We start from the raw sequence: 22,552 nt of genomic DNA on the forward strand, positions 1-22,552 counted from the left end.
CAGCGCGACTATAGCTGTTCAAATTTTTACATAAATGGTGCCGCGTAGTGGCGGCGATCACAAGTGTTTGAAAAAGAAGCGCGATACAAGAGAGCGGATGTGCGAGCCTCGCATGCCTTCGGGAATTGCCGTTCTTTCGCCGCTTCGTTGTTGATACGACTGACTGACTGACTTTCAAGGGACCTGAATTGAGAAGAGATGCGAAAGCCCTCGCGTGGGTAGCGCTTGCCGGCGCGGTGTTGCTCCAGGGCTGTGCCGTGGTGCCCGGCATGGGGTCGGTGGAGCCTTACGAAGCAGGCGGTGAGTTGCCGTCGCAGTTCCGCTACCTTCCCGATGAAGCGCCTGAAGGCGAAATCACTCCGATCTCGCTGGCGCTGGTGCGCACGCTGGCGGAGGTGTCGCCGAAGGGGGTGCCGCCTGAGGTGCAGGCGTTGTTTGGCAAAGGGGCTCGCTACACCATCGGGTCGGGTGACGTCGTGGGCGTGATCGTGTATGACCACCCTGAGCTGCTGCCCAATGCGGGTGCTGTGATTTCGCAGTCGGCCGACCCGACTGGTGTGCAGGTGGCGCCAGGCTTCATCGTTGATGCTGATGGTGAGATTGCCTTTCCTTACATCGGCCGTGTGCGCGTGGCGGGCCTGAGCGAAGGCGATGCTTCCGATCTGATCGGCAAGCTGCTCCGGCCGCACGTTCGTGACCCGCAGGTGACGGTGCGTATCCAGTCCTTCCGAAGCCGGCGCGCCTATGTGGAAGGCGAAGTGCGCGTTCCGGGGTCTCAGATCTTCACTGATGTGCCCATGACGCTGAACGAGGCAATCAACCGCGCCGGTGGCATGACGGCCAATGCCAATCGCGCGGCCGTTACGCTCATTCGCGATGGCCGCTCAGTCCCGATCGACATGACCCGGCTGCGTGAGGCTGGCTATGACGGGAACAACATTCCCCTCAAGAACGGCGACACCGTCCGCGTGGCACACCGCGAAGACTCCAAGGTATTCGTCATGGGCGAAATCATGGCGCCTGTTGCCTTGTCCATGCGCAGCAATGGCCGTTTGAGCTTGAGCGAGGCCCTGGGCGAGGCGGGTGGTCCGATGACGACCACCTCCAATGCCGGTCAGATCTACGTGATTCGCCAAGGCGCGACCGGCGCGCCGGCCATCTTCCATCTGAACGCCAAGAACCCAGCGACGATGGCGCTAGCAAGCCAGTTCCGACTGCAGTCGCAGGACGTCGTGTATGTCGACCCGGTGCCGTTGGTCAAGTGGAACCGCGTGGTTAGCTTGATCCTGCCGTCTGCGCAAGTGGTCAACAACGCCAGCGAGGTTTACGTCAGGCATCGCTAGCCAAGCCTGGCCCCAGACCAAGTTCTCGAGGTTCGCGTCACGGGCCTCCTTACTTTTGAAGTCAGCGGCCGTGAATGCGGTGTGGCGGCATGGCTCTTGACTGAGTCTGTCGCCAATTTTTCGTCTCCAGTGCTTTCAATATGCAAGTCATTCAATCAACTCAACCTATCGCGATCATCGGCCTCGGCTACGTGGGCCTTCCCCTCGCTGTGGAATTTGGCAAGAAGCGTCGGGTGGCCGGCTTCGATATCAATGCCAAACGCATCACGGAGCTGCAGGGTGGACACGATCACACGCTCGAAACCACCAGCGAAGAGTTGAAGGCCGCGACGCAGCTGGCATTCACGTCGCATGCCGATGATTTACGCGACTGCGCTGTCTTTATCGTGACCGTGCCCACGCCTATCGACGATGCGAACCGTCCCGATCTGACGCCGCTGGTCAAGGCCAGCGAAACCGTCGGCAAGGTCATGCCGAAGGGGGCGATCGTTATTTTCGAGTCCACCGTCTATCCCGGCGCGACAGAAGAAGTGTGCGTGCCCGTGCTGGAGAGATTCAGCGGTAAGAAATTCAATGTCGATTTCTTCTGCGGCTACAGCCCAGAGCGGATCAACCCCGGCGACAAGGTCAATACGCTCACCAAGATCAAGAAGATCACCAGTGGCAGCACGCCCGAGGTGGCCGATGTTGTGGATGCGCTCTACAACGAGATCATCACCGCCGGCACGCACAAGGCTGCCAGCATCAAGGTGGCCGAGGCCGCCAAGGTGATCGAGAACACGCAGCGCGACTTGAACATCGCGCTGGTCAATGAGCTGTCGGTGATCTTCGAGCGCCTAGGTATCGACACCCTCGACGTGCTCGAGGCCGCAGGCAGTAAATGGAATTTCCTGCCCTTCCGTCCGGGCCTTGTGGGGGGGCACTGCATTGGTGTGGACCCGTACTACCTCACGCACAAGGCGGAGCAGGTCGGGTACCACCCTCAGGTGATATTGGCCGGGCGCCGCATCAACGACAACATGGCGCGCTACGTGGCCCGCAACACCATCAAGCTGATGCTGAAGAACGGCATGGACGTGCCGCGTTGCCGTATCGGCGTGCTGGGCATCACCTTCAAGGAAAACTGCCCGGACATTCGCAACAGCAAGATCGTCGACATGGTTCGCGAGTTCGAGGCATGGGGTGCTTCCGTGGAAGTCGTAGACCCATGGGCTGACGCTGAAGAAGTGACAAGCGAATACGGCCTTCAACTCGGCCAGGTCGATGCAGACCACCCGGTCGATGCGCTCGTCGTTGCCGTGGGCCACAACGAGTACCGCGGCGCGACGATGACCGAACTGCGTGCCCTGTGCCGAGGCGAGCAGCCCGTGCTGGTCGACGTCAAGAGCCTGTTCAACGCACAGGAAGCCCGCGACAGCGGCTTCACCGTGTTCCGCCTGTAAGCCATTTTCCGTTTCTTCCTCGACATGAAAAACTTTGCTCTCATCGGCGCCGCCGGCTACATCGCTCCGCGCCACATGCGTGCCATCAAGGACACGGACAACCACCTCGCGGTGGCCTACGACATCAACGATTCGGTCGGCATCATCGACAGCATCTCGCCGCAGAGCGAGTTCTTCACCGAGTTCGAACGCTTCTACGAGCATGCGCAGCAGCTCAAGCGCAACCCCGCGACCGCGTTGGACTACGTAGCAATCTGCAGCCCCAACTACCTGCACCATCCGCACATTGCCGCGGGTCTCCGCCTGGGTTGCGACGTGATTTGCGAGAAGCCCCTGGTGCCCACGCCGGATCTCATCGACGAACTGCAACGCGTTGAAAAGGAAACCGGCAAGCGTGTCTTCAACATCCTGCAGCTGCGCCATCACGAAGCCATCCTGAAGTTGCGCGACAAGGTGGCAGCGGCGCCCGCGGATACCAAGTTCGACGTCGAGCTGACCTACATCACCTCGCGCGGCAAGTGGTACATGGAAAGCTGGAAGGGCGACAACCGCAAATCATTTGGCGTGGCGACCAACATCGGCGTGCACTTCTACGACATGCTGCATTTCATCTTCGGCAAGCTGCAGCGCAACGTGGTGCACTACAGCGGCACGGCGAAGGCGGCGGGCTATCTCGAATACGAACGCGCGCGTGTGCGTTGGTTCTTGTCCATCGACGCCAACGACCTGCCGGCCGACGTGAAGGGCAAGAAGACCACCTTCCGCAACATCGACGTCAGTGGTGAGAAGCTCGAGTTTTCGGAGGGCTTCACCGATCTGCACACCGTGAGCTACCAGGAAATTCTGGCGGGCCGAGGCTATGGCCTCGAAGATGCGCGCCACTGCATCGAGACTGTCAACGTGATCCGTAGTGCTACACCCGTCCAGGGCGAGCAGGGCGAAGTGCATCCCTTCGTGCGTCATCTCGCCTGACGCGCCGCGAGTTCGGAATGGCATACAAAGCCCACCCCACCGCAATCGTCGACGAGGGCGCCCGCATCGGCGACGGCACCCGCATCTGGCACTGGGTGCACGTCAGCGCACAGGCGTCGATCGGCGAAGACTGCTCCCTGGGCCAGAACGTCTACGTCGGCAACGACGTGACCATCGGCCACAACGTGAAGATCCAGAACAACGTCAGCGTCTATGACGCGGTCACCCTGGAAGACGACGTGTTCTGCGGGCCGAGCATGGTCTTCACCAACGTCTACAACCCGCGCTCGGCTGTCACGCGCAAGGACGAATACCGCCGCACTCTGGTGAAACGCGGCGCGACGCTGGGTGCCAACTGCACCATCGTCTGCGGCAACACCGTGGGCGAATACGCCTTTGTCGGCGCCGGCGCAGTGATCAACAAGAACGTGCCGGCCTATGCACTCATGGTCGGCGTGCCCGCCAGGCAGATCGGCTGGATGAGCGAATTCGGCGAGCAACTCGCGTTGCCGCTGAAAGGCACAGCAGAAGCCATTTGCGCGCACACCGGCGCGCGCTACGTACTCGACGGCAATGCCGTGACCAAGTTGGATGCCAAGACGCCATGATCGAATTCATCGACCTCAAGACCCAGCAAGCCCGCATCAAGGACCAGATCGACGCGGCGATTCAGCGCGTGCTGGCGCATGGGCAATACATCCTCGGGCCTGAAGTGGCCGAGCTGGAGGAGAAGCTGGCTGCCTATACAGGTGCCAAGCATTGCATCACCGTGGCGAACGGCACGGATGCTTTGCAGATCGCTCAGATGGCGCTTGGCATCGGGCCGGGCGATGAGGTCATTACGCCGGGCTTTACGTACATCGCCACTGCCGAGACGGTGGCGCTGCTGGGCGCCAAGCCGGTGTACGTGGACATCGATGCGCGCACCTATAACCTTGACCCGGCATTGCTGGAAGCTGCGATCACTTCGCGGACCAAGGCCATTGTTCCGGTGAGCCTGTATGGGCAGTGTGCGGACTTCGATGCGATCAATGCGATTGCCGCGAAACACGGAATTCCGGTGATTGAGGATGCGGCGCAGAGTTTTGGCGCTACCTATAAGGGGCGCAAGAGCTGTAATCTCAGCACCATTGCGTGCGCGAGTTTTTTCCCGAGTAAGCCGTTGGGGTGCTATGGGGACGGTGGGGCGATTTTCACCAACGATGACGAATTGGCCAAAGTGATGCGGCAGATTGCTCGGCATGGGCAGGATCGGCGCTATCACCACATTCGCGTGGGAGTGAATAGTAGATTGGATACGTTGCAGGCTGCGGTACTCCTAACGAAGCTGAAAATCTTCGACGACGAAATCGCTAGCCGTCAGGGGGTGGCGGCGGAATACGGGCGCTTGTTGGGAGATTTTGGCACTGCGGCCATTCCGTACGTCGAATCGCATAATCAAAGTGCGTGGGCTCAATACACCGTGCGTGTCGACGAACGAGAGGCGTTGCAAGCGCACATGAAGCGGGCTGGAGTTCCGACCGTTGTGCATTACCCGATTCCTCTAAACCACCAGCCGGCAGTTTGCGATGAAAAAATTAGTCTGCCAGCAGGGGATTCTGTTGCTAGGACAGTTCTCAGTTTACCAATGGGGCCGTACTTAAATAAGGACGCACAGCTGCTGATTGCTGAGGGGTTAACTTCTTTTCGAATTGAAAAATGAGCGTAATGCTGCACTCCTCCATTGGCTAGATGGTTGATGTGAAAAAAAAGTATTTTTTTGCCGTCGGGTTTCAGGCGATTGCGCCTTTGCTGCTGCTCACATTTTCAGTGGTTGTCACGCAAACAGCCGGAGTGGAAAGTCAAGGCGCCTTCGCTGCGGCGAAATCTTGGTTCGACCTATTGGTCATAATTGGATGTTTTGGTTTTCCCCAAAGTTCCATACTGGCTATAAATAAATCTGGCGCTTCGCCTAAATGGTTATATTGCGCAACTGCTCTATATTCATTTTTGTTGATCCCCCTTTTTGCGGCCACCTCACTTCTCCTTCAGAAAAGTATTACCCCAACTGCTTTTCTGGCGCTTGCAGCTGCAGTTGGTGCTGCGGCGGCTGTTTTGGCGAACATTTGGCGAGGGATTCTTTTGACCCAAGAGGATGGATTCCGATTCCACGCGATCACGGTACTTCCCACGCTCTCTTTCTTGACCGCCGCTGTGGTTGGAATATTAAGCGGCCGGGATCTGAAGGTCGATACGGCATTTTTTTTCGGTGCCAGTGCTGCAATATTACTGCCGCTAGTGTATTGGAATTTCCCGTTTCGAATGCTTTCAGGAGATTTTTCTCCCGCACCCAAAGTGTCAACTCTAATTTCCAATGGCATGGAAATATTTGTCCAGGCAATCTCAAATGTCTTTCAAATGTTTTTTTGTCTCTGGCTGCTGAAGAAAGAGTTTGATTTGCGCCAAGTTGGATACTTTTCCATGTGTTTGATGCTGGTGAATGCGGTTGCCTTTCCGTTGCAAGCAGTTTCCCCAATCATCTTAAATAAATGGAGTAAGAATTCAAATGGCCACGCACTTCGGGCAGGGTCGCGCGCCGTCAATTTTCTCCTTATATTGCTTTTCTTGGGAGTAAGTATAGGGGGGTGGGGTATTTCTCTCGCCCTTGAACGGTTCTCGGGGAGCAAATTGCAAGCCATGTTCCCGACAATGAGTATTGCTGCATTTGTTCTGATCCCTATGATTTCGCTAAGGATCGACGGGTTAAGACTTTCGGCCGCGGGGGATTTGCGTTTTAACTCAGCGTTGGCGCTTGGTAAATGCACTCTTTTTGCAGCGGCAATTTCCTCGGCTGCATTTCTATTTGATACTAAAGACGGTGCCAAATTGGCGATGATTGGCTGGCTTCTGGCCGAAGTGACGGCGGCAGCTTTTTGTCGCCTAAGGGTTCGAAAAACATTGAAGGCTATTTGAGTGCAATGATAAAAGTTTTTCGAAATTTATATTTGTCCCTAATTCGTTGGTGCTATTATCGATGCGGATGGCTGCGTGCATCCGCGTATGGAATCAATTTGGAGTGGGCGTCACGCGTTAGTCCGTATGCAAAAATTTCCGGCGTAAAGGCGATTGGTGCTGCAACTGTTGGCCGAGATGTTTTAATTGGGCCTGGTACATACTTAAGCAGCGGAGTGGTTCAGTGCGCCCGTATTGGGAAGTTTTGTTCAATCGGCCCGTCAGTAATTATCGGACCCACCGAACATAGATTGGATTTTTGGACCACTTCTCCATATGAAGCCTTGGAGTTCGGTGAGAGACTAAATTCCACGGACAAAACTAAGGTGCCGCCAGTAATTGGTGATGGAGTCTGGATTGGGGCGAGAGTTATTGTTTTGCAAGGAGTGAAAATCGGCGACCGTGCTGTAATCGCTGCTGGTGCTGTAGTAAATCGCGATATTCCCGCTAACGAAGTATGGGGTGGCGTACCAGCGAAGTGCCTAAGAAAAAGAGAGGTCGGCAAATGCAAATTGGCGGACTAATCTTTTATTTTCTGTCAGTGGCAGCATTTTTTGGAATGCTCTTCGGAAAAAGACGGCCGGCACTTCTTGATGGATTTTATTATGCTGTGCCGGTCATCTTCATTTTGACTGAGATGCTCTACGTGCTGCCTCTTGTTATTAGAGCGGCATTGGATATGGAGTTGGACTCGGGCTTGAGTCCATATTATATTGAATTCGTTGAATTTATTCCATTTGCAGCTGTGCTTGCAGGAATTTTCAATCTGGTTTTTTCGTTTTTCTATACTAATCTTCCAGAGCGGAGGTGGAAAGAAATTCGAGCACCTTCTTCTACAAAAAAGAAGGTGCCTTGGCTGGCCATTCTTATTTTGTTGGCTGCCTGCTATTTGATGATTAATCAAATGGCGAATGAATTTGGCGGGATGATTAACTACATATTGCTGGGTTATAAGGTCACCGAAACCTTCACCGGCTCTTCACAATACGCAATAGCATTTGAATGGTTGGTGGTTTCAGCAATAGTGGTGCTCTACACCGGATATTCTCATAAAGACAAAAAGACGATCGTTATCGGCATTTTTTTCGTTCTTCTACTGACTTTGATGTTCGCAATTATGGGGCGACGCGGAGTCTTGGTGGTACTTATAGGTGCGTCCGTCGGAGGGTATCATGTTTTTGTCAAAAAGATTCCTGCTTGGTTTCTCCTTTTTATGGGCGTCATTTGCTTCCTGGCATTAAATTTTATTGGACTAACGCGCGGTGAAAGTTATCAAGATATTTCACAGATATTTGGGGTTTTGGAAGATAGAAGCAATTCAGCCTCTGAAAAAGGGATTGGATTGTTTTATACGTTAACAGAGGGGAATTTTGCAATCCCTTTTGAAACATTTCCTCAGATTATCCGCTCTGTGGGGGAGAGATTTTCTTTTGGTTGGGGAGAGTACTCATTTCGAGCGCTACTCTTCATCATTCCGAGCTTTATCTGGGAGAATCGGCCATTGCCATTATCTAATTGGTATGTGGAACTGTTCTACGGGGAAACTCAAAAAAACATTGGGCGCCAATTCTTCATTCTCACCGCTCCCTATATGGATTGGGGCGTGCTCGGCATGCCTATATTCGGGGTCTTCATGGCTATCCTGCTGCGTTTTGTTGTTCGGATTGCCGCACAAAAGAAGGGGGATCCAATATTTTTGGCAGGGGTATTGATGTTTTTGGGAAATATGCTGAACTTGATTGCAAATGATGTTTTTGCTTTTTCACTCGTATTTTTCAAGGCTGTAGGAATCCCTCTTCTCTTTATGTATTTTAGTAGGCGTATTAGCCTGAGGGGTTAATGTGAAGATTGCATATATAACCTCTACGTTCCCTTATGGTGCAGGAGAAGGATTTCTTGGCGCAGAAATTAGGACGCTCTCAACGTTCATAGACGAGCTGATTGTCGTCCCCGCGCGGCCACGGGGGGCGTTAAGAGAAGAATGGTCCTCTTTGAGTGCGAATGTAAAAATTGAAGCCACCCGATTACTCTCCTATCGAGTCTGGAACGGGGTCGCGCGCAGCTTATTCAAAAATCCGCTGGGCATTTTGAGGGCGTTGATATTTCTTTTGAGGAATTCGGAGTTCAATGCAAAGCTCTTAAAGAACTTGCTTGTTCTTCCGAAGGCAATTTGGCTTTCAAAATATATGGCGAGAAATGAAATATCTCATCTCCATGTTCATTGGGGCGGAACGACATCCACGATAGCGTTGCTATCCTGCCTGATCTCAAAAAAATCATGGTCCCTAACTTGTCATCGGTCGGATATCTATGAAAACAATCTGCTCGCACTAAAATCAGAGAAAGCTCAGTTCATCAGGTTCATTTCTAAGAGGGGCGCAAAAGATGCGCTCGAATATGGCGTGAATTCTGCAAAGTCCGTCATTATCCCTATGGGTGTTTTAATTGAGCGTAGGCCGCCTGTTTTGGAGCTATCTCGAAAACGCGTTGAGATAATTTGTGCTGCAAACCTCATTGAGATTAAAGGGCATAAGTATTTGCTCGAAGCGATAGCAATTTTAAAAGCTAGAGGAAGGGAAGTTCATCTTTCCGTTGCTGGAGAAGGGCCTCTCCGGAAATTACTCGAAGAGCTTACGGCGACCTTGAACTTGCAGGCGGAAATTTCTTTTCTAGGGCAAGTGAGCCATGCTGAATTAATGAGAATTTACCAAGACAGGTTGGTCGATATTTTTGTGCTCCCTAGTGTTGAGCTAGACTCCGAGAACCATGAAGGCGTTCCTGTTTCACTAATGGAAGCAATGTCGTTTGGGATTCCATGTGTCTCGACAAAAACGGGCTCTATCGAAGAACTTCTGGAAGAGAAACTGGGAATGACAGTGGCTCAAAAGAATGCCCAAGAACTTGCCGAAAAAATTGATTCGCTTATTCAAGATCCAGTACTTTATAAAAAAACCTCTACCCTCGGAGGGGAAATATTAATTTCTCGATGGACTTCAAGTTCTTCCGTTATGAACTTACTGAGAGAAATGAAATTATCGAATGCCGAGAAAATTAATTTGGCAATGGATTGATAATGAGGAAAAAAATACTAGTCACAGGTGGAGCCGGCTATATAGGCTCTCACACATCGCTCGCACTGCTTGAAGCTGGTTACGATGTTGTTGTGCTCGACAACTTCAGCAATAGCTCGTTGACAGCTGTCAGCAGGGTAGAGTTAATCACAAGTAAAAAAATACATCTCGTAATTGGCGATGTTAGAGATTCATCGTCCTTAGATGATGTTTTTGCTCAACATCAGATACATGCTGTCTTGCATTTTGCTGGTCTGAAATCGGTTGCTGAAAGCGTTGAGAACCCGGTTGCTTATTATGAAAACAATTTTCTTGGGACCTTGTTTTTGTGTAAGGCCATGAAGCGCGCGAATGTATTTCGATTAATATTTAGTTCGTCTGCGACGGTTTATGGAGAGCCAAGGGAGATTCCTGTAAGCGAGCAATGCGCTTTTGGAAGTCCAGAAAATCCATATGGTCGTTCTAAATTAATGGCCGAGCAAATGCTTCAGGACATAGTAATTTCTGACCCTTCTTGGCATATTGCTGCATTGCGATATTTTAATCCTGTAGGTGCTCACTCTAGTGGCTTGATTGGAGAGAATCCCAATGGGTTGCCTAATAATCTTGTTCCATATATCAGCCAAGTAGGAATTGGAAAAATAGATTTTTTGCGTGTTTTTGGAAACGACTATGCCACCGCCGATGGGACAGGGGTGCGAGACTACATTCATGTCCAAGATTTGGCTGCGGGACATCTCAAAGCAATCTCCGCAATTGAGAATAAGAGCGGATTGCATGTTTGGAATCTGGGTACCGGACGAGGGTATTCCGTCTTAGAGGTTGTTCATGCGTTCGAAGAGGCCAGCGGAAAAAAAATCGCATATAGATTTTTTCCCCGCAGGGCTGGTGATATAGCGGAATGTTGGGCTGATACCAGTAAGGCAAATAGAGAGCTCGAATGGAAGGCTGAGCGTGGTCTTTCTGAAATGATGCTGGACGTTTGGCGCTGGCAATCAAAAAATCCGCAGGGATACGAAGCGACTCTACTTTAGTAAGCTTGAGTTAAGTTTTTTCTGGGTTAGGTGCGAAATTTTCAGAGTGCTAAATCGCGATGATGCGCGATAGGCTTTTTCAGAAGCCAAGGCGCATAAATTTATACTTGGAATTTGTTGATGAGAAAGATTTTTACGGTCGTTGGCGCTCGCCCGCAATTTATTAAGGCAAGTGTTGTCTCTAAGGCCATTCTTGAAAATTCCCTCTTAAAGGAGGTGCTTCTGCATACCGGACAGCACTTTGATCAGAATATGTCGGAAATATTTTTTGATCAACTCAGCATCCCTCGCCCAAGCTACCAATTGGAGATAAATGGCGGAACGCACGGCATCATGACAGGTCGGATGCTGATGCAGATCGAAGAGATTCTCTTAGTCGAGAAGCCAGATATTGTTTTGGTTTACGGTGATACTAATTCGACCTTGGCCGGGGCCCTTGCTGGAGCAAAGCTCCAAATTCCAATCGCGCATGTGGAAGCTGGGCTGAGGAGCTTTAATAAAAGGATGCCTGAGGAAATAAATAGAATACTAACCGATCAGGTGAGTGATATTCTATTTTGCCCAACTGATGCGGCGGTCCGAAATTTAGCTCAAGAGGGCTTCCGGACTGGGAAAGGAGAAATTCTGCAGGTTGGTGACGTGATGCAGGATGCAGCTATTCTCTTCTCGAAGATTGGAAAAATATCAAAGACGGAAGGCTCTGGAGATTTTATTCTTTCTACGCTCCATCGTGCCGAGAACACAGATGATCCAGTTCGTTTGGCATCAATTGTTCAGGCCCTTAATGAGATTCACCGTAACATTGCCCCTGTAGTGATGCCTTTGCACCCGCGCACTCAATTTGCTATCAAAAATGCGGGGCTAGTGTTGCAAGTCGAACAGATTGAACCTGTCGGTTATTTGGAAATGATCGGTTTGTTGCAACGATGTGATCTTGTCCTGACCGACAGCGGAGGACTTCAAAAAGAAGCGTTCTTTTTTGGAAAGTCCTGTGTAACGCTCCGCGATGAAACCGAGTGGGTTGAGTTAATCGAAGCAGGCGCGAATGAGCTTGCTGGAGCAGACACGCAGAAAATCATCAAATCCGCTGCCGAGAATTTCAAACGATCAGTAGTAGATGTGAAAAACCTGTATGGCGGCGGACAGGCTGCGCAGCGAGTAGCCTCGAGGCTCTCTGCCTGACCGTTAGAGAAATGAAAAATATTTGGTATGTGCATCCATACGCGGGCGGGCCAGGAGTTGGCCGTTATAGCCGCCCATTTTTTTTAGCACAACATTGGGCGCGAGAAGGCGCTCGAGTGACCATTTTTTCCGCATCCTCTCATCATCTTTTAGATGTCCCTCAGAAAGAGGGAGGGCGGGTAATTGAAGGCGTGAATTATGAGTTCATAGAAACTCCTGGATATAAAGGGAATGGATTGGGGCGGCTATGGAATATGGCCAGGCTTTGTTTTGGATTTTTAAGAAACTATGGGCGCTACGCAGCTAGATATGGCGCACCTGACGTAGTCATTGCGTCTAGCCCACATCCGTATATATTTTTGGCAACGCATTTTGTTGCTAGGAGATTTTTTGCTAAATCTTTTTTTGAAGTTAGGGATTTGTGGCCGCTCAGCTTGATCGAACTTGCTGGTGTTTCTCCTAGGCATCCATTCATATTCTTCACTGGTCTAGTGGAGAAATTTGCATATAGGCGTGCGGATCGCGTAGTGTCTCTTTTGCCGATGACAGCCGATCACATGATCAGTATGGGAATGTCGGAAAGAAAATGGGCATACATTCCAAATGGCATTGATTCAAGGGAAATGCTTCAGTTGGAACCTAACTGTTCTCTTACTGAGGTAGTCAACAAATGGAAGTCAGAGGGGTGCGTGGTATTTATTTACGCGGGAGCATTGGGAAGGCCAAATCACGTTGAGTCTTTGATTCGCGCGACAAAGATTCTGAAAGAAAAAGAAATTGCTGCTATCAAAGTTATCATCGTTGGTCGGGGGGAGTGCGAGTCAGAGTTGAGGTTCACCGTTAAAGATCTTGCGCTAGAGGGGGATATTCTGGTTTGCGGACAAATTAAAAAATCGGAGGTGGTGGACCTTCTTTATCGAGTCGATGCGGGCTATATTTCTTTGCGCCCAGAGCCGCTATTTCGATTTGGCGTGAGTCCCAATAAATTGTTCGACTATATGTTGGCCAAGCTCCCGGTCGTTTTTGCCGTAAAGGCCGGGAATGATCCGATCGCGGAAGCAGGAGCGGGTTATTCGGTGCTTCCAGGAAATATAGAGGAAATTGCCTTGGCAATGGAAAAAATTTCCCTGCTTTCCGAGAAGGAAAGGGCTGCAATGGGTGAACGTGGTAGAGCCTATGTCTTGGAGCGACATGACTACTCTAATCTTGCCCGATCCTATCTTCATTTAATGAGTTAGCAATGACTTTTAAAAGGCATAGCTAATGAAGTGCTTGGTCACTGGATCGAATGGGTTTATTGGACGTGCTCTGATCCCATTTTTGTTCGCCAGAGGACATAAAGTTCTCGGGTCGGGGCGAGGCACGGGGTCTGGAGCCCTTTCTGCAAGTTACTTTCAAATTGAATCTTTGGATAATGACACCGATTGGCGGGACGCACTAGCTGAAGTCGAGGTTGTCGTGCATTTGGCGGGGCGTGCTCACATTTCAGGTGGCAGGGATTTCGACGCGAACGTTCGAGAATTTGAAAAGGTGAATGTCAATGGAACTTTGAATTTGGCGAGGCAAGCCGCAAAACTTGGAGTTCGAAGATTTGTTTTTATTAGTTCTATTGGAGTCAATGGTGCGAGCAGGCAGCGGCCGTTCACCACTGATGATCCTCCTAATCCAAGCGAGGCCTATGCTGTTTCAAAGTGGAAGGCCGAGGAAGAGTTAAAAAAATTGGCGAGGGAGACAGGAATTGAGCTTGTAATTGTCCGCCCCCCACTGGTCTATGGTGCCGGTGCGCCAGGGAATTTTGGTCGGTTGATTTATTTGGTAAAAAAGAGAATCCCCCTGCCATTCGGGAAGGTTCAAAATTCTCGGACTTTTGTATCAATTTACAATTTAATTGATTTGATTGCTTGTTGCGTGGAGAAGGATGCAGCTGCGAATCAATTATTTTTTGCCGGAGATGGCGAAGATATTTCTACTACTCATCTTTTACGGTTGCTTGGGGAGTCTCTTGGTCGGCCTGCTGTGCTTCTTCCCGTCCCGGTCCGATGCATGGAAAGAGTAGCAAGACTTCTGCGGCGAGAAGAAATCGTTCAGAAGATTTGTGGAGATTTACAAGTTGATATTGGTAAAACTCGCCAGTTGCTTGGATGGGAGCCCCCTTTTTCTGTCGAAGAGGGCATGAAACGAATGGCTTCAAGACTGTAGTGATGAAACGATTTTTAGATTTGTTCTTGCTGTTTTTTGCAGCACCAATTTTGATATTTCCCTTTATTTTGGTGGCACTTGCTGTTCGCGTAACCTCTCCTGGACCGGTACTCTATTGGTCCGATAGAGTGGGAAGAGGGAATCGGATTTTTAAGATGCCAAAATTCCGTAGTATGCGGGTCGGCACGCCTGCTGTGGCCACTCATTTACTTGCAGACCCTGGCAGTTATTTGACTTCAGTGGGGTCATTTTTGAGGAAATCAAGCCTTGATGAATTGCCTCAATTGTGGAGTATCTTGGTTGGGGATATGAGCTTTGTGGGGCCTCGGCCGGCGTTGTTTAATCAAGAAGATCTAATTCGACTGCGGACCCAGCTTGGAGTTCATGAGATGCTGCCTGGGCTTACTGGATGGGCTCAAGTAAATGGAAGGGATGAGCTTCCAATTGAAGTCAAAGTGCAATTTGACTCTGAGTATTGTCGGCGTAAATCTGTTTTTTTTGATATTAGAATTATCTGGCTGACCTTTGTTAAGGTGCTGAGGCGTGATGGTATTGTGCATTGAAATTTTGATTATTCAATGATGTTGAAACGTTTGTTGATTCTTGGCGCCGGCGGGCATGGGCGATCAGTGGCCGATGCGGCTTCATTTAGCTCTACTTATGCGGTTGTCGGATTTCTCGATGACGCAAAAGTGCAGATGCGGCAGGTAGAAGAATGGCCTGTTTTGGGTGAAATAAAAACACTTGCATTGCTTCGCAATAGTGTCGATGCGGTAATCGTTGGCATCGGAGATAATATGGTAAGAGAGGCTTTGCACAAGGAAATCAAAAGGCAAGAGGTCCCCTTGGCAACTGTGATTCATCCGTCGGCCTATGTTTCACCCAGGGCGATTGTAGGTCCGGGTGCTGTCATTCTGGCGGGCGCTAGTGTTGGAATTGGCGCCCAACTTGGCGAGGGAGTTATCGTTAACAGCGGTGCTGTGATCGATCACGATTGTCGGGTAGAAGAATTCGGCCATTTAGGAGTTAATGCGGCTATGTCGGGCGGAAGTACTCTAGGTCGTCGGGCATGGATGCCAATAGGGGCATTGCTACTAAGTGGGGCCACGGTTTCGCCCGATGGAATTTTGCAAGCAGGAGAGGTTGTGGTGGCTTCGAATCGAATCAAAGACGGACAATGAACGAGCATCGCCTGATGGTGTTTTTCCGTTTGGCATTTTGGGTAAGCGTTTTTTTTATTTTTTCTTTGGCACTCGTCCCTGCTAGATCTGCAATTCCATCGACGGGATGGGATAAATTAAATCATTTTCTCGCGTTTTTCTTGCTGGCTATGCTGGGTGGGCGTGCTTATCCAATGAGATTGGGTTTGGTTTTTGGAGGCCTCCTAGCCTACGGGGCGGGAATCGAGATACTTCAATATTTTTCTCCTGATAGATTTGCGGAGTGGGGTGATCTATTGGCCGATGGATTCGGGGTGCTGAGCGGTGGCGCAGTTTTCTTGTTATACGTGCGCATACGGCGAATGCTCATGCGAGTTAATCTTGGCCGCGGCCTCGATACGTAGATGGATTTCTTTGATGTTAAGGACCGTTTCGCTTCCTGTTTGGTTTCCATTCACAGGCTACGTCGTTAACGCTTACAAGCTCATAATGAATCTATGACCACGACAACCTTCCAGCAGCTGCCCTCGGCAACAAGTCGTAGATATTTTTTGTTTGTCGGGTTATGCGGTTATCTGACTTCTTCGGTTCGTGCAGATAACACAGTTACGAAAGCGAAGTCCTATGGTGGCATTTGGGACGGAAAAACCGATGTATCACAGGCGGCACAAGCCGCGCTCAACTCAGGAAGGAAGGTGGTCGACTTCGAACACGTTCTTGCGAGGATTGATAGAGGGCTGATCGTTCCCGCAGGTGTTGAGGCGCGGAATGTGAATTTCATCGCTGGCACTCCTGGCCTTGACTTGTTGCGGGTTGGTAGTGGTTCTTCTGTCAACGGAAAGATCACTGGTAGTGGTGCTGGTGGCGCAACTGTTGAACGCGCCATCAGCCCGAATGGCGATGACGTTCATGATGTGCAACTTGATTTGGAGGTGTCTGGGTTAACAGTGGGAGTCCAGATATGGCCTCGAGGCAACTCTGCCAAGCCTCGGCGATGGTCAGGGAATCTGCGCTTTTCTGGGATAACTGGGGGCGGAATGAACAGCAATGGATATGGGTTGTTGATTGCTGGCGCCGACGATTGCGAGTTCAAAGTCACGTCGATCAATACCCCTCGACATTGTGTTTACATCTCTAACGGATCTAAGAAAAATAGAGTGACGCTCGAATCCGTGGGCAATGCTGGAGCCCCCATCCAACTGGCCGCCTACTCTAATCAGGACTATGTTGAATCTAACTGGGTAACGGGGACGGTTCGAAGCATGCGCGCAGCTTCATCATCAGCGGCGTATGCTGTGAACATCGTAGGCAAGTGTCGATTGAACGAAGTCAGCGTGACGGTGACAGACTCGGAGTTGGCCCAGGGTGCTGTTTTGTTTCGAGCTCTTGATGCTGACACGGTCCCGTACCGGAATTCGGTGAACGTCGATTCGAAGGGGGGTTACTCGGGACCGGGCGTCATCAGATCCGATTCGGCTTACGAGAATCGGGTTCGCATTCGCGGCGAGGGACGCGCTAGGGGAAGCTCGGGGATGGCTGTTGTTTCCGTGGGCATCTACTCGCAGATCATTCCGAGGGGCAAGTACGAGCGAGCACTGTACGTCGATGAATACTCGTGGGATGCGAAGGGCGCCTCTATGCGCGGCGTGGCGGCGATGGCTAGTTACGCGCCCGTGGAGATCAGCGCGACAATGGCAACTGGGCATCGTCACGCACAGCTGCCGGCTACCTATACAGCTGGGGGCGGAAAATTCACGGAATCGAAATCTTCTTCAGAAGGGTCGACGCCGCTCAGATGACTAAGACTAAGGCTCAGGCATTCCTCTAGCTAGAGCAAGGCCGAAGCCTTCGGCATTCGTCTCGTTCAGACTGGAGAGACGCACAATCGTTGCGGCAGACGAATCAAGTTATCGGCATGTCACCGGTGTCACCGGCATGTCTCTAAATTTGGCGGCGCAAAGGACGCTATTTGCCCTGTGCTGCTCGCTCGCCGAGGGCGATTAAGTAGCCTCTTCCTTGTACTTGTATTCAGTGTATCGATAGCCGCCATACTTGTAGCCGTAGCTGCCGTAGTGCCGGCGCGAGAGGTCCATGCCATTGAAGACCACACCATTGACCTCTTGGCCTGCATGCGCAAGACGCTTGACGCTCTCTTTCAGCTCACCTAGTTGGGTCAGGTTGTCGCGAGCGACCAGCAACACGGCACCTGCATGCGCAGCGACCGCTGCGGCATCGGCGGCAACCAGCACTGGCGGGCTGTCAATCACCACCAGATCGTAGCGTTCCGAGAAAGCGTCAAGCAACTCACCCAGGGCCGAGGACAGCATCATGTTGGCGGGGTTGAAGGGGTACGCACCCGTCGTCAGGACGTCCAAGTTCGGGACGACTTGAACATGAATCGCTTGCTCCGGTGTCATCTCGTTCGCTAGCACGTCCGCTAACCCGCCCTTGCGCGGCAGTCCGAAAGCCTTTTGAAGATGTCCCTTGCGCAGATCGGCGTCAATGAGCAGTACGCGCTTACCGGCCTGAGCCATGATGACTGCGAAATTGCCGGAGACGAAACTTTTGCCCACGCCAGGTGTGGCGCCAGTGATGAGCACGCGATTGTTGCCGGTCTCCATCAAAGTCAGTTGCAGGGACACGCGCAGGTTTCGCAGGCTCTCGATAGCAAGACTTTCAGGCGAAGTGACTGCTAGCAATTGCACGCCCTTCGCTCCGCCAGCGATGTGTTCCAAAATCGTTTCCTGCTCGAGCGCTAATGGCACAACAGAGTAAACGTTGAGACCGAGGCGATCTTCAATTTCTTGCGGGGTTTGGATGCCGCTTGAAAGCTTGCTCCGGAGAATGGCAAAGGCCACCCCGGCCAACAATCCGAGTGCCAGAGAAAGTGCGACGATCAATGGCTTCTGCGGTTTAACGGCCTTCTTCGGTTCGATAGCAGTATCGAGTAGTCGTACATTCCCAATCTTGCCTTCCTTTACAAGACGCAGTTGCAGTGAGCTATTGAGCATCGACTTGTAGAGCTCGCCATTGACGCGCACATCCCGCTCGAGCCTCAGGGCGTCGCGTTGGACGGCTGGCATGGCGCTGACGCGGGTCTCGAGTCCTTCCATCTCATGGCGAATGGCCGCGATCTGACCGTCGATCATTTGGACCTTCGGGTTGCTCTCGGTAAAGCGCGAGAGTAGTTCGCGCCGAAGTTGTTGGGATTCCAGCAGCTTGGTCTGCAACTGAACTGACATGGTCAGGGCAGCCTTGGCCTCTTCATCGAAGGCGACGGTGCCGTTCTGGTTGCGAAAGCGTGCGTATGCATCTTCCGAATCTTCGAGTTGCTGCTTGAATTCGGGCAGCTGTCGATCGAGAAACTCAATGGTTTTTTCAGCCTCTGCTGCCTTTCGCTCAATGTTCTGGCGAACATACTGAGTGCCGATCTCGTTGAGTGTGCTTCGCAGCCGATCACGATCGCTGTCTTCGAGCGAAACACTGATCACGTTTGACTGCTTTCCTTGTTCTCCCAGTTGGAGGCGTCTTTGGAGATCTTCAGTCGTTGTGAGCAACGATGCACGTGAGACCAGAAATTCGGCCCCGGATTTTCCATCGAGCCGCGATACCACTAAGGTGATGGCTCCTTCTGGAACCTGTTGGTTGAGCACGTTGCCGACAGTGCCGGTCAATGGTTCGGCAAGATCGGGATGACTCAGTGTGTATTGGCCAGCGGCTAGCGCAGTGATCGTGAAAGGTTTCTGGTCTTCGAACGTGGAAGGCACGTCGAACTTTGCAATGTTGACTGCTTCAGTGCCAGAGACGTAGCCTCCCATGCCAAGAAAGCCTGGGCTAGACAGTTCCTTTGCGCGCCTTGAGAGCCATTCGCCGATAAACGGCAGATAGCGAGGCTGCGCATCGATGTACAACTGCTTTGCTGCGACGGCACCTCCAATGACCAATCGCGAACGGATGATCTGGATTTCGCCCGTGGCTGGCGTCTTCACATCGAAGAGGTTGGCGGTGTCGCCAAGAAAGTTCTTGGCGTCAGGGGCGGAGTCTTCAACCTGAATGAGGAGGTTGGACTGGTAGATCGGCGTGGCCAAGAGCGCGTAGGCCGTACCGATGACGAGGGCGACGGCAGTAACGCCCGCCACCAGCCACTTTCGGTCGAGCAAGATATCGACGTACTCGGACAGGTGAATCGCGTCGTCATCGTCGCGAGCAAGTGCTGCGGAAGGAGCCGAAGTGGAAGCAGAAGGAATCATGAGAGTTTGCGGATGCGTTCAGCCCAGGCTTGGGCGCCGTCGGCGATAAGTTGCAGGGCGTGCTCGAAGGCCGGGCGGCCCATGCGGTAAGGATCGGGAATGTCAACGCGCGCGACTTCGCCCAAGCGAAACAACTTGCCCCGGGTCAACGGATGGCGCTGCCCGATGTGAATCCGTTGGGCTTCATCCATCGCAAGAATGAGATCGGCCTGCTGGCACATCTGCCCTGTAAGTTGGCGTGCCCGGTGGGCTTCGATGTCGATGCCGCATTCGGCCATGAGTTTGCGTGCGATCGGATCTGCTGGGTGCCCAACCAAGGCTCCAGTCCCCGCTGACGTGACTTGAATCTGCGGCAACGCTGCAGCAATCAATGCTTCCCCCATCGGGCTACGGCAGATGTTGCCAATGCATACCACCAGAACAGATTTCATGAGACTTGGCTCCCTGCGAAGGCTTGTGCCCCTGTTGTCAGACTCAACGTATTGCGTGCCGCGTGCGTCATGCCCAGCATGAGCCATATGTCATACAGAAATGTCCTCACCACTTGTTCTTCGTTGAGCGATTGGATCGCGCCATCTAAGCAAGAGAGCCGAAGGATGGCTAGGCACGCCCTTGGCATTGTAGTCAGGACGCTGGCGCCCACTGCCTCGTGGACGTGGTCAAGCCGCAGGCATTCTGGGCTCGAATCGGTCATGGCTGCCAAGGGGACGACTGATCGAGTGGGCTGATCAGTCGCCCTATGACCAAAGTCATGTCGATGCAAAAGATACAAAAAATGACATTATGAGTGTCGCGAATCCCCTGAATTGGGGGGAGGGGTGGGTACCCTTCACGGACAATTGTTGCAGCGCGGCGCACTCCAACGCCGCAGGAGTTTTCAGTGTGATCAATCGTCTGGCTGCGCCCTTGCTTGCCTTGCCGCGCCCTTTGAAGCGCATGCTGGCTCTAGGGGTCGATGCAACGCTCTGCGTCCTGTGTGTCTGGTTGGCATTCAGCTTTCGTTTCGAGCAATGGGTGACGCCGCGTGGCGTTCAGTGGTCAGCCGTCGCGGTCGCTGTAGCCCTTGCGCTCCCCGTCTTTGTGGTGTTTGGGCTCTACCGAGCCATCTTTCGATATGCAGGCACGGCTGCAGTCATGGCCATCGTGCGCGCGTGCGTATTGTTTGGCCTCGGCTATGCGTTGATCTTCTCGGTGGTCGGCGTGCGAGGAGTGCCGCGCACGGTCGGTTTGCTGGTGCCGTTGCTCTTGTTCTTGGCCATCGCCGGCTCGCGCATGTTTGCGCGCTATTGGCTGGGTGGTCTCTACATGAGCGCTCTGCAACGTAAGCAATTGCCTCAGGTTGTGATCTACGGTGCCGGTAGCGCGGGTTTGCAACTGGCTGCGGCGTTGGCTCAAAGTCGGGACATGGTCGTCCGCGCTTTCGTTGACGATGACTCACATCTTCAAGGCAACACGATCAACGGTCTGCGCATTCAGTCCTCGGATTGGCTCACCAACAACGCCGCCAGTTGGGGCATCACGGATGTTCTCTTGGCGTTGCCTTCGGCCAGTCGCGGGCGCCGCGTCGAAATTCTGAACCAATTGTTGCCTTTGCATCTGCATGTACGCATGCTGCCGGGGCTGCTTGATCTGGCCAACGGCAAGGTCCAGGTCAATGATCTGGTCGAAGTCGACATCGAGGACCTGCTAGGACGGGATCCAGTCGAGCCGGTGGCAGACCTGCTGCACAAGCACATCCAAGGCCAAGTGGTGCTGGTGACGGGCGCCGGTGGCTCCATCGGCAGTGAGCTGTGCCGGCAGATTGTTCAGCTGTCGCCTTCCACGCTGCTGCTCGTGGAGCTGAGCGAGTACGCGCTCTATGGCATCCACCAGGAGTTGGAGCAACTGGCACCGACCGTACGTGTCATCCCGCTGCTCGCTTCGGTGTGCGATGCGGCACGGCTGCGTGAAGTGATGCGCGCCTGGCGCCCTGACACGGTCTACCACGCGGCGGCATACAAGCATGTGCCGCTCGTCGAGCACAACCCGGCAGAGGGTGTGCGAAACAACGCGATGGGCACGCTCACGACGGCACGGATTGCCATGGAGTGCAAGGTCCCCAACTTTGTCCTCATCAGTACCGATAAGGCGGTGCGGCCGACGAACATCATGGGGGCCAGCAAGCGCGTCGCCGAAATGGCGTTGCAGGGGCTGGCGCAGCAGAGTTCGGACACCTGCTTCTCGATGGTCCGCTTCGGGAACGTGCTGGGCTCGAGCGGTTCCGTGGTGCCGTTGTTTCGAAAGCAGATCGAGGCGGGTGGCCCGATCACGCTGACGCATGCGGACATCACGCGCTATTTCATGACCATTCCCGAGGCTGCCCAGTTGGTGATTCAGGCGGGTGCGATGGCGCAAGGCGGTGACGTCTTCGTGCTCGACATGGGGGAGCCGGTGAGGATCATTGACCTCGCTCGTCGGCTGGTGGAGCTTTCGGGGCGTACGGTTCGTGACGAGCATTCGCCGGATGGCGATATCGAACTCCAGGTGACCGGATTGCGGCCCGGCGAGAAGCTCTACGAAGAGCTCCTGATTGGTGACAGTGCGATGCCTACAGCGCATCCTCGTGTCATGAAGGCGCACGAGCCCTGCCTGCCTTGGAGCGAGCTCTGGCGCCAGTTCGAGACGCTGAATACGGCACTCGAGAGCAGCGATGTGCCGATGCTGAAGCGGACGCTGACGCAGATGCTTCCCGGTTATCGACCCCACGCGGAGGTGGTGGACTGGGTGCATATGGAGCGTCACCGTGTGCGTGACCGTGCTCTGCCGATCGCGGCGGCAGTCGGCGCTGCGCAGGTGGGTGAGGCCAACCAGCCATCCGCGCCGAATCGGATTGCCGTGGCAATCTGATTCGATAGAACTGCTTCATTTT

20 protein-coding genes are annotated in these 22,552 nt (G+C 52.8%); 18 read left to right on the top strand and 2 right to left on the bottom strand.

The window, feature by feature from the left end:
• The first annotated feature begins 269 nt into the window (after nt 1-269).
• The 17 genes from AC1RAD_RS04900 to AC1RAD_RS04980 all read left to right on the top strand — a co-directional run bounded on the left by AC1RAD_RS04900 (nt 270) and on the right by AC1RAD_RS04980 (nt 17,193).
• Nucleotides 270-1,343, top strand: coding sequence for a polysaccharide biosynthesis/export family protein (locus AC1RAD_RS04900; protein ID WP_082818073.1), 1,074 nt, complete (start codon nt 270-272; stop codon nt 1,341-1,343).
• Between the two features lie 140 nt (nt 1,344-1,483).
• The gene (locus tag AC1RAD_RS04905) at nt 1,484-2,785 is read left to right on the top strand and encodes a nucleotide sugar dehydrogenase (protein WP_492734077.1); all 1,302 of its coding nucleotides are present in this window, start codon (nt 1,484-1,486) and stop codon (nt 2,783-2,785) included.
• A 24-nt stretch (nt 2,786-2,809) separates the two neighbouring features.
• Nucleotides 2,810-3,757: a Gfo/Idh/MocA family protein gene (locus AC1RAD_RS04910; RefSeq protein ID WP_492734078.1), complete on the top strand. Its 948-nt coding sequence runs from the start codon at nt 2,810-2,812 to the stop codon at nt 3,755-3,757.
• 17 nt (nt 3,758-3,774) lie between these two features.
• Nucleotides 3,775-4,365 carry an acyltransferase gene (locus AC1RAD_RS04915; RefSeq protein ID WP_492734079.1) on the top strand — a complete coding sequence of 197 codons (591 nt, stop codon included), beginning with the start codon at nt 3,775-3,777 and terminating at the stop codon, nt 4,363-4,365.
• Nucleotides 4,362-5,459, top strand: coding sequence for a DegT/DnrJ/EryC1/StrS family aminotransferase (locus tag AC1RAD_RS04920; protein WP_492734080.1), 1,098 nt, complete (start codon nt 4,362-4,364; stop codon nt 5,457-5,459). Before AC1RAD_RS04915 ends, AC1RAD_RS04920 begins: the two co-directional genes overlap by 4 nt.
• Nucleotides 5,460-5,488: 29 nt before the next feature.
• A complete protein-coding gene (locus AC1RAD_RS04925) occupies nt 5,489-6,709 on the top strand; it encodes a polysaccharide biosynthesis protein (protein ID WP_492734081.1) in 1,221 nt (406 codons plus the stop codon).
• A gap of 5 nt (nt 6,710-6,714) precedes the next feature.
• On the top strand, nt 6,715-7,272 hold the full coding sequence (locus AC1RAD_RS04930; protein WP_492734552.1) for an acyltransferase: 558 nt from the start codon (nt 6,715-6,717) through the stop codon (nt 7,270-7,272).
• The gene (locus AC1RAD_RS04935; RefSeq protein WP_492734082.1) at nt 7,206-8,588 is read left to right on the top strand and encodes an O-antigen polymerase; all 1,383 of its coding nucleotides are present in this window, start codon (nt 7,206-7,208) and stop codon (nt 8,586-8,588) included. The genes AC1RAD_RS04930 and AC1RAD_RS04935 overlap by 67 nt, the downstream gene beginning before the upstream one ends.
• Nucleotide 8,589: 1 nt before the next feature.
• Entirely contained in the window at nt 8,590-9,819 is a 1,230-nt protein-coding gene (locus tag AC1RAD_RS04940) for a glycosyltransferase (RefSeq protein WP_492734083.1), read from the top strand.
• Nucleotides 9,820-9,821: 2 nt separating this feature from the next.
• Nucleotides 9,822-10,853 carry a UDP-glucose 4-epimerase GalE gene (gene galE / locus AC1RAD_RS04945; protein ID WP_492734084.1) on the top strand — a complete coding sequence of 344 codons (1,032 nt, stop codon included), beginning with the start codon at nt 9,822-9,824 and terminating at the stop codon, nt 10,851-10,853.
• Nucleotides 10,854-10,973: 120 nt separating this feature from the next.
• Nucleotides 10,974-12,035, top strand: coding sequence for a non-hydrolyzing UDP-N-acetylglucosamine 2-epimerase (gene wecB, locus AC1RAD_RS04950; RefSeq protein ID WP_492734085.1), 1,062 nt, complete (start codon nt 10,974-10,976; stop codon nt 12,033-12,035).
• 11 nt (nt 12,036-12,046) lie between these two features.
• On the top strand, nt 12,047-13,273 hold the full coding sequence (locus AC1RAD_RS04955) for a glycosyltransferase family 4 protein (protein WP_492734086.1): 1,227 nt from the start codon (nt 12,047-12,049) through the stop codon (nt 13,271-13,273).
• A 25-nt stretch (nt 13,274-13,298) separates the two neighbouring features.
• Entirely contained in the window at nt 13,299-14,234 is a 936-nt protein-coding gene (locus AC1RAD_RS04960) for an NAD-dependent epimerase/dehydratase family protein (protein WP_492734087.1), read from the top strand.
• A gap of 2 nt (nt 14,235-14,236) precedes the next feature.
• Nucleotides 14,237-14,797, top strand: a complete 561-nt coding sequence (locus tag AC1RAD_RS04965) for a sugar transferase (protein ID WP_492734088.1) — start codon at nt 14,237-14,239, stop codon at nt 14,795-14,797.
• Nucleotides 14,798-14,812: 15 nt separating this feature from the next.
• On the top strand, nt 14,813-15,415 hold the full coding sequence (locus AC1RAD_RS04970; RefSeq protein ID WP_492734089.1) for a NeuD/PglB/VioB family sugar acetyltransferase: 603 nt from the start codon (nt 14,813-14,815) through the stop codon (nt 15,413-15,415).
• Nucleotides 15,412-15,798, top strand: a complete 387-nt coding sequence (locus AC1RAD_RS04975) for a VanZ family protein (RefSeq protein WP_492734090.1) — start codon at nt 15,412-15,414, stop codon at nt 15,796-15,798. Before AC1RAD_RS04970 ends, AC1RAD_RS04975 begins: the two co-directional genes overlap by 4 nt.
• 93 nt (nt 15,799-15,891) lie before the next feature.
• Entirely contained in the window at nt 15,892-17,193 is a 1,302-nt protein-coding gene (locus AC1RAD_RS04980) for a hypothetical protein (RefSeq protein ID WP_492734091.1), read from the top strand.
• A gap of 201 nt (nt 17,194-17,394) precedes the next feature.
• Here the strand turns inward: AC1RAD_RS04980 and AC1RAD_RS04985 are convergent, their stop codons facing one another.
• Together AC1RAD_RS04985 and AC1RAD_RS04990 are read right to left on the bottom strand one after the other, a co-directional pair.
• Nucleotides 17,395-19,644, bottom strand: a complete 2,250-nt coding sequence (locus AC1RAD_RS04985) for a polysaccharide biosynthesis tyrosine autokinase (protein WP_492734092.1) — start codon at nt 19,642-19,644, stop codon at nt 17,395-17,397.
• A complete protein-coding gene (locus AC1RAD_RS04990; protein ID WP_492734093.1) occupies nt 19,641-20,075 on the bottom strand; it encodes a low molecular weight protein-tyrosine-phosphatase in 435 nt (144 codons plus the stop codon). Before AC1RAD_RS04990 ends, AC1RAD_RS04985 begins: the two co-directional genes overlap by 4 nt.
• Before the next feature lie 451 nt (nt 20,076-20,526).
• Here AC1RAD_RS04990 and AC1RAD_RS04995 point away from each other — a divergent pair, with 451 nt between their 5' ends.
• A complete protein-coding gene (locus tag AC1RAD_RS04995; RefSeq protein ID WP_492734094.1) occupies nt 20,527-22,530 on the top strand; it encodes a polysaccharide biosynthesis protein in 2,004 nt (667 codons plus the stop codon).
• The last annotated feature ends 22 nt before the right edge of the window (nt 22,531-22,552 follow it).

This window comes from Variovorax sp. GW823-FHT04B03, from assembly GCF_058796495.1.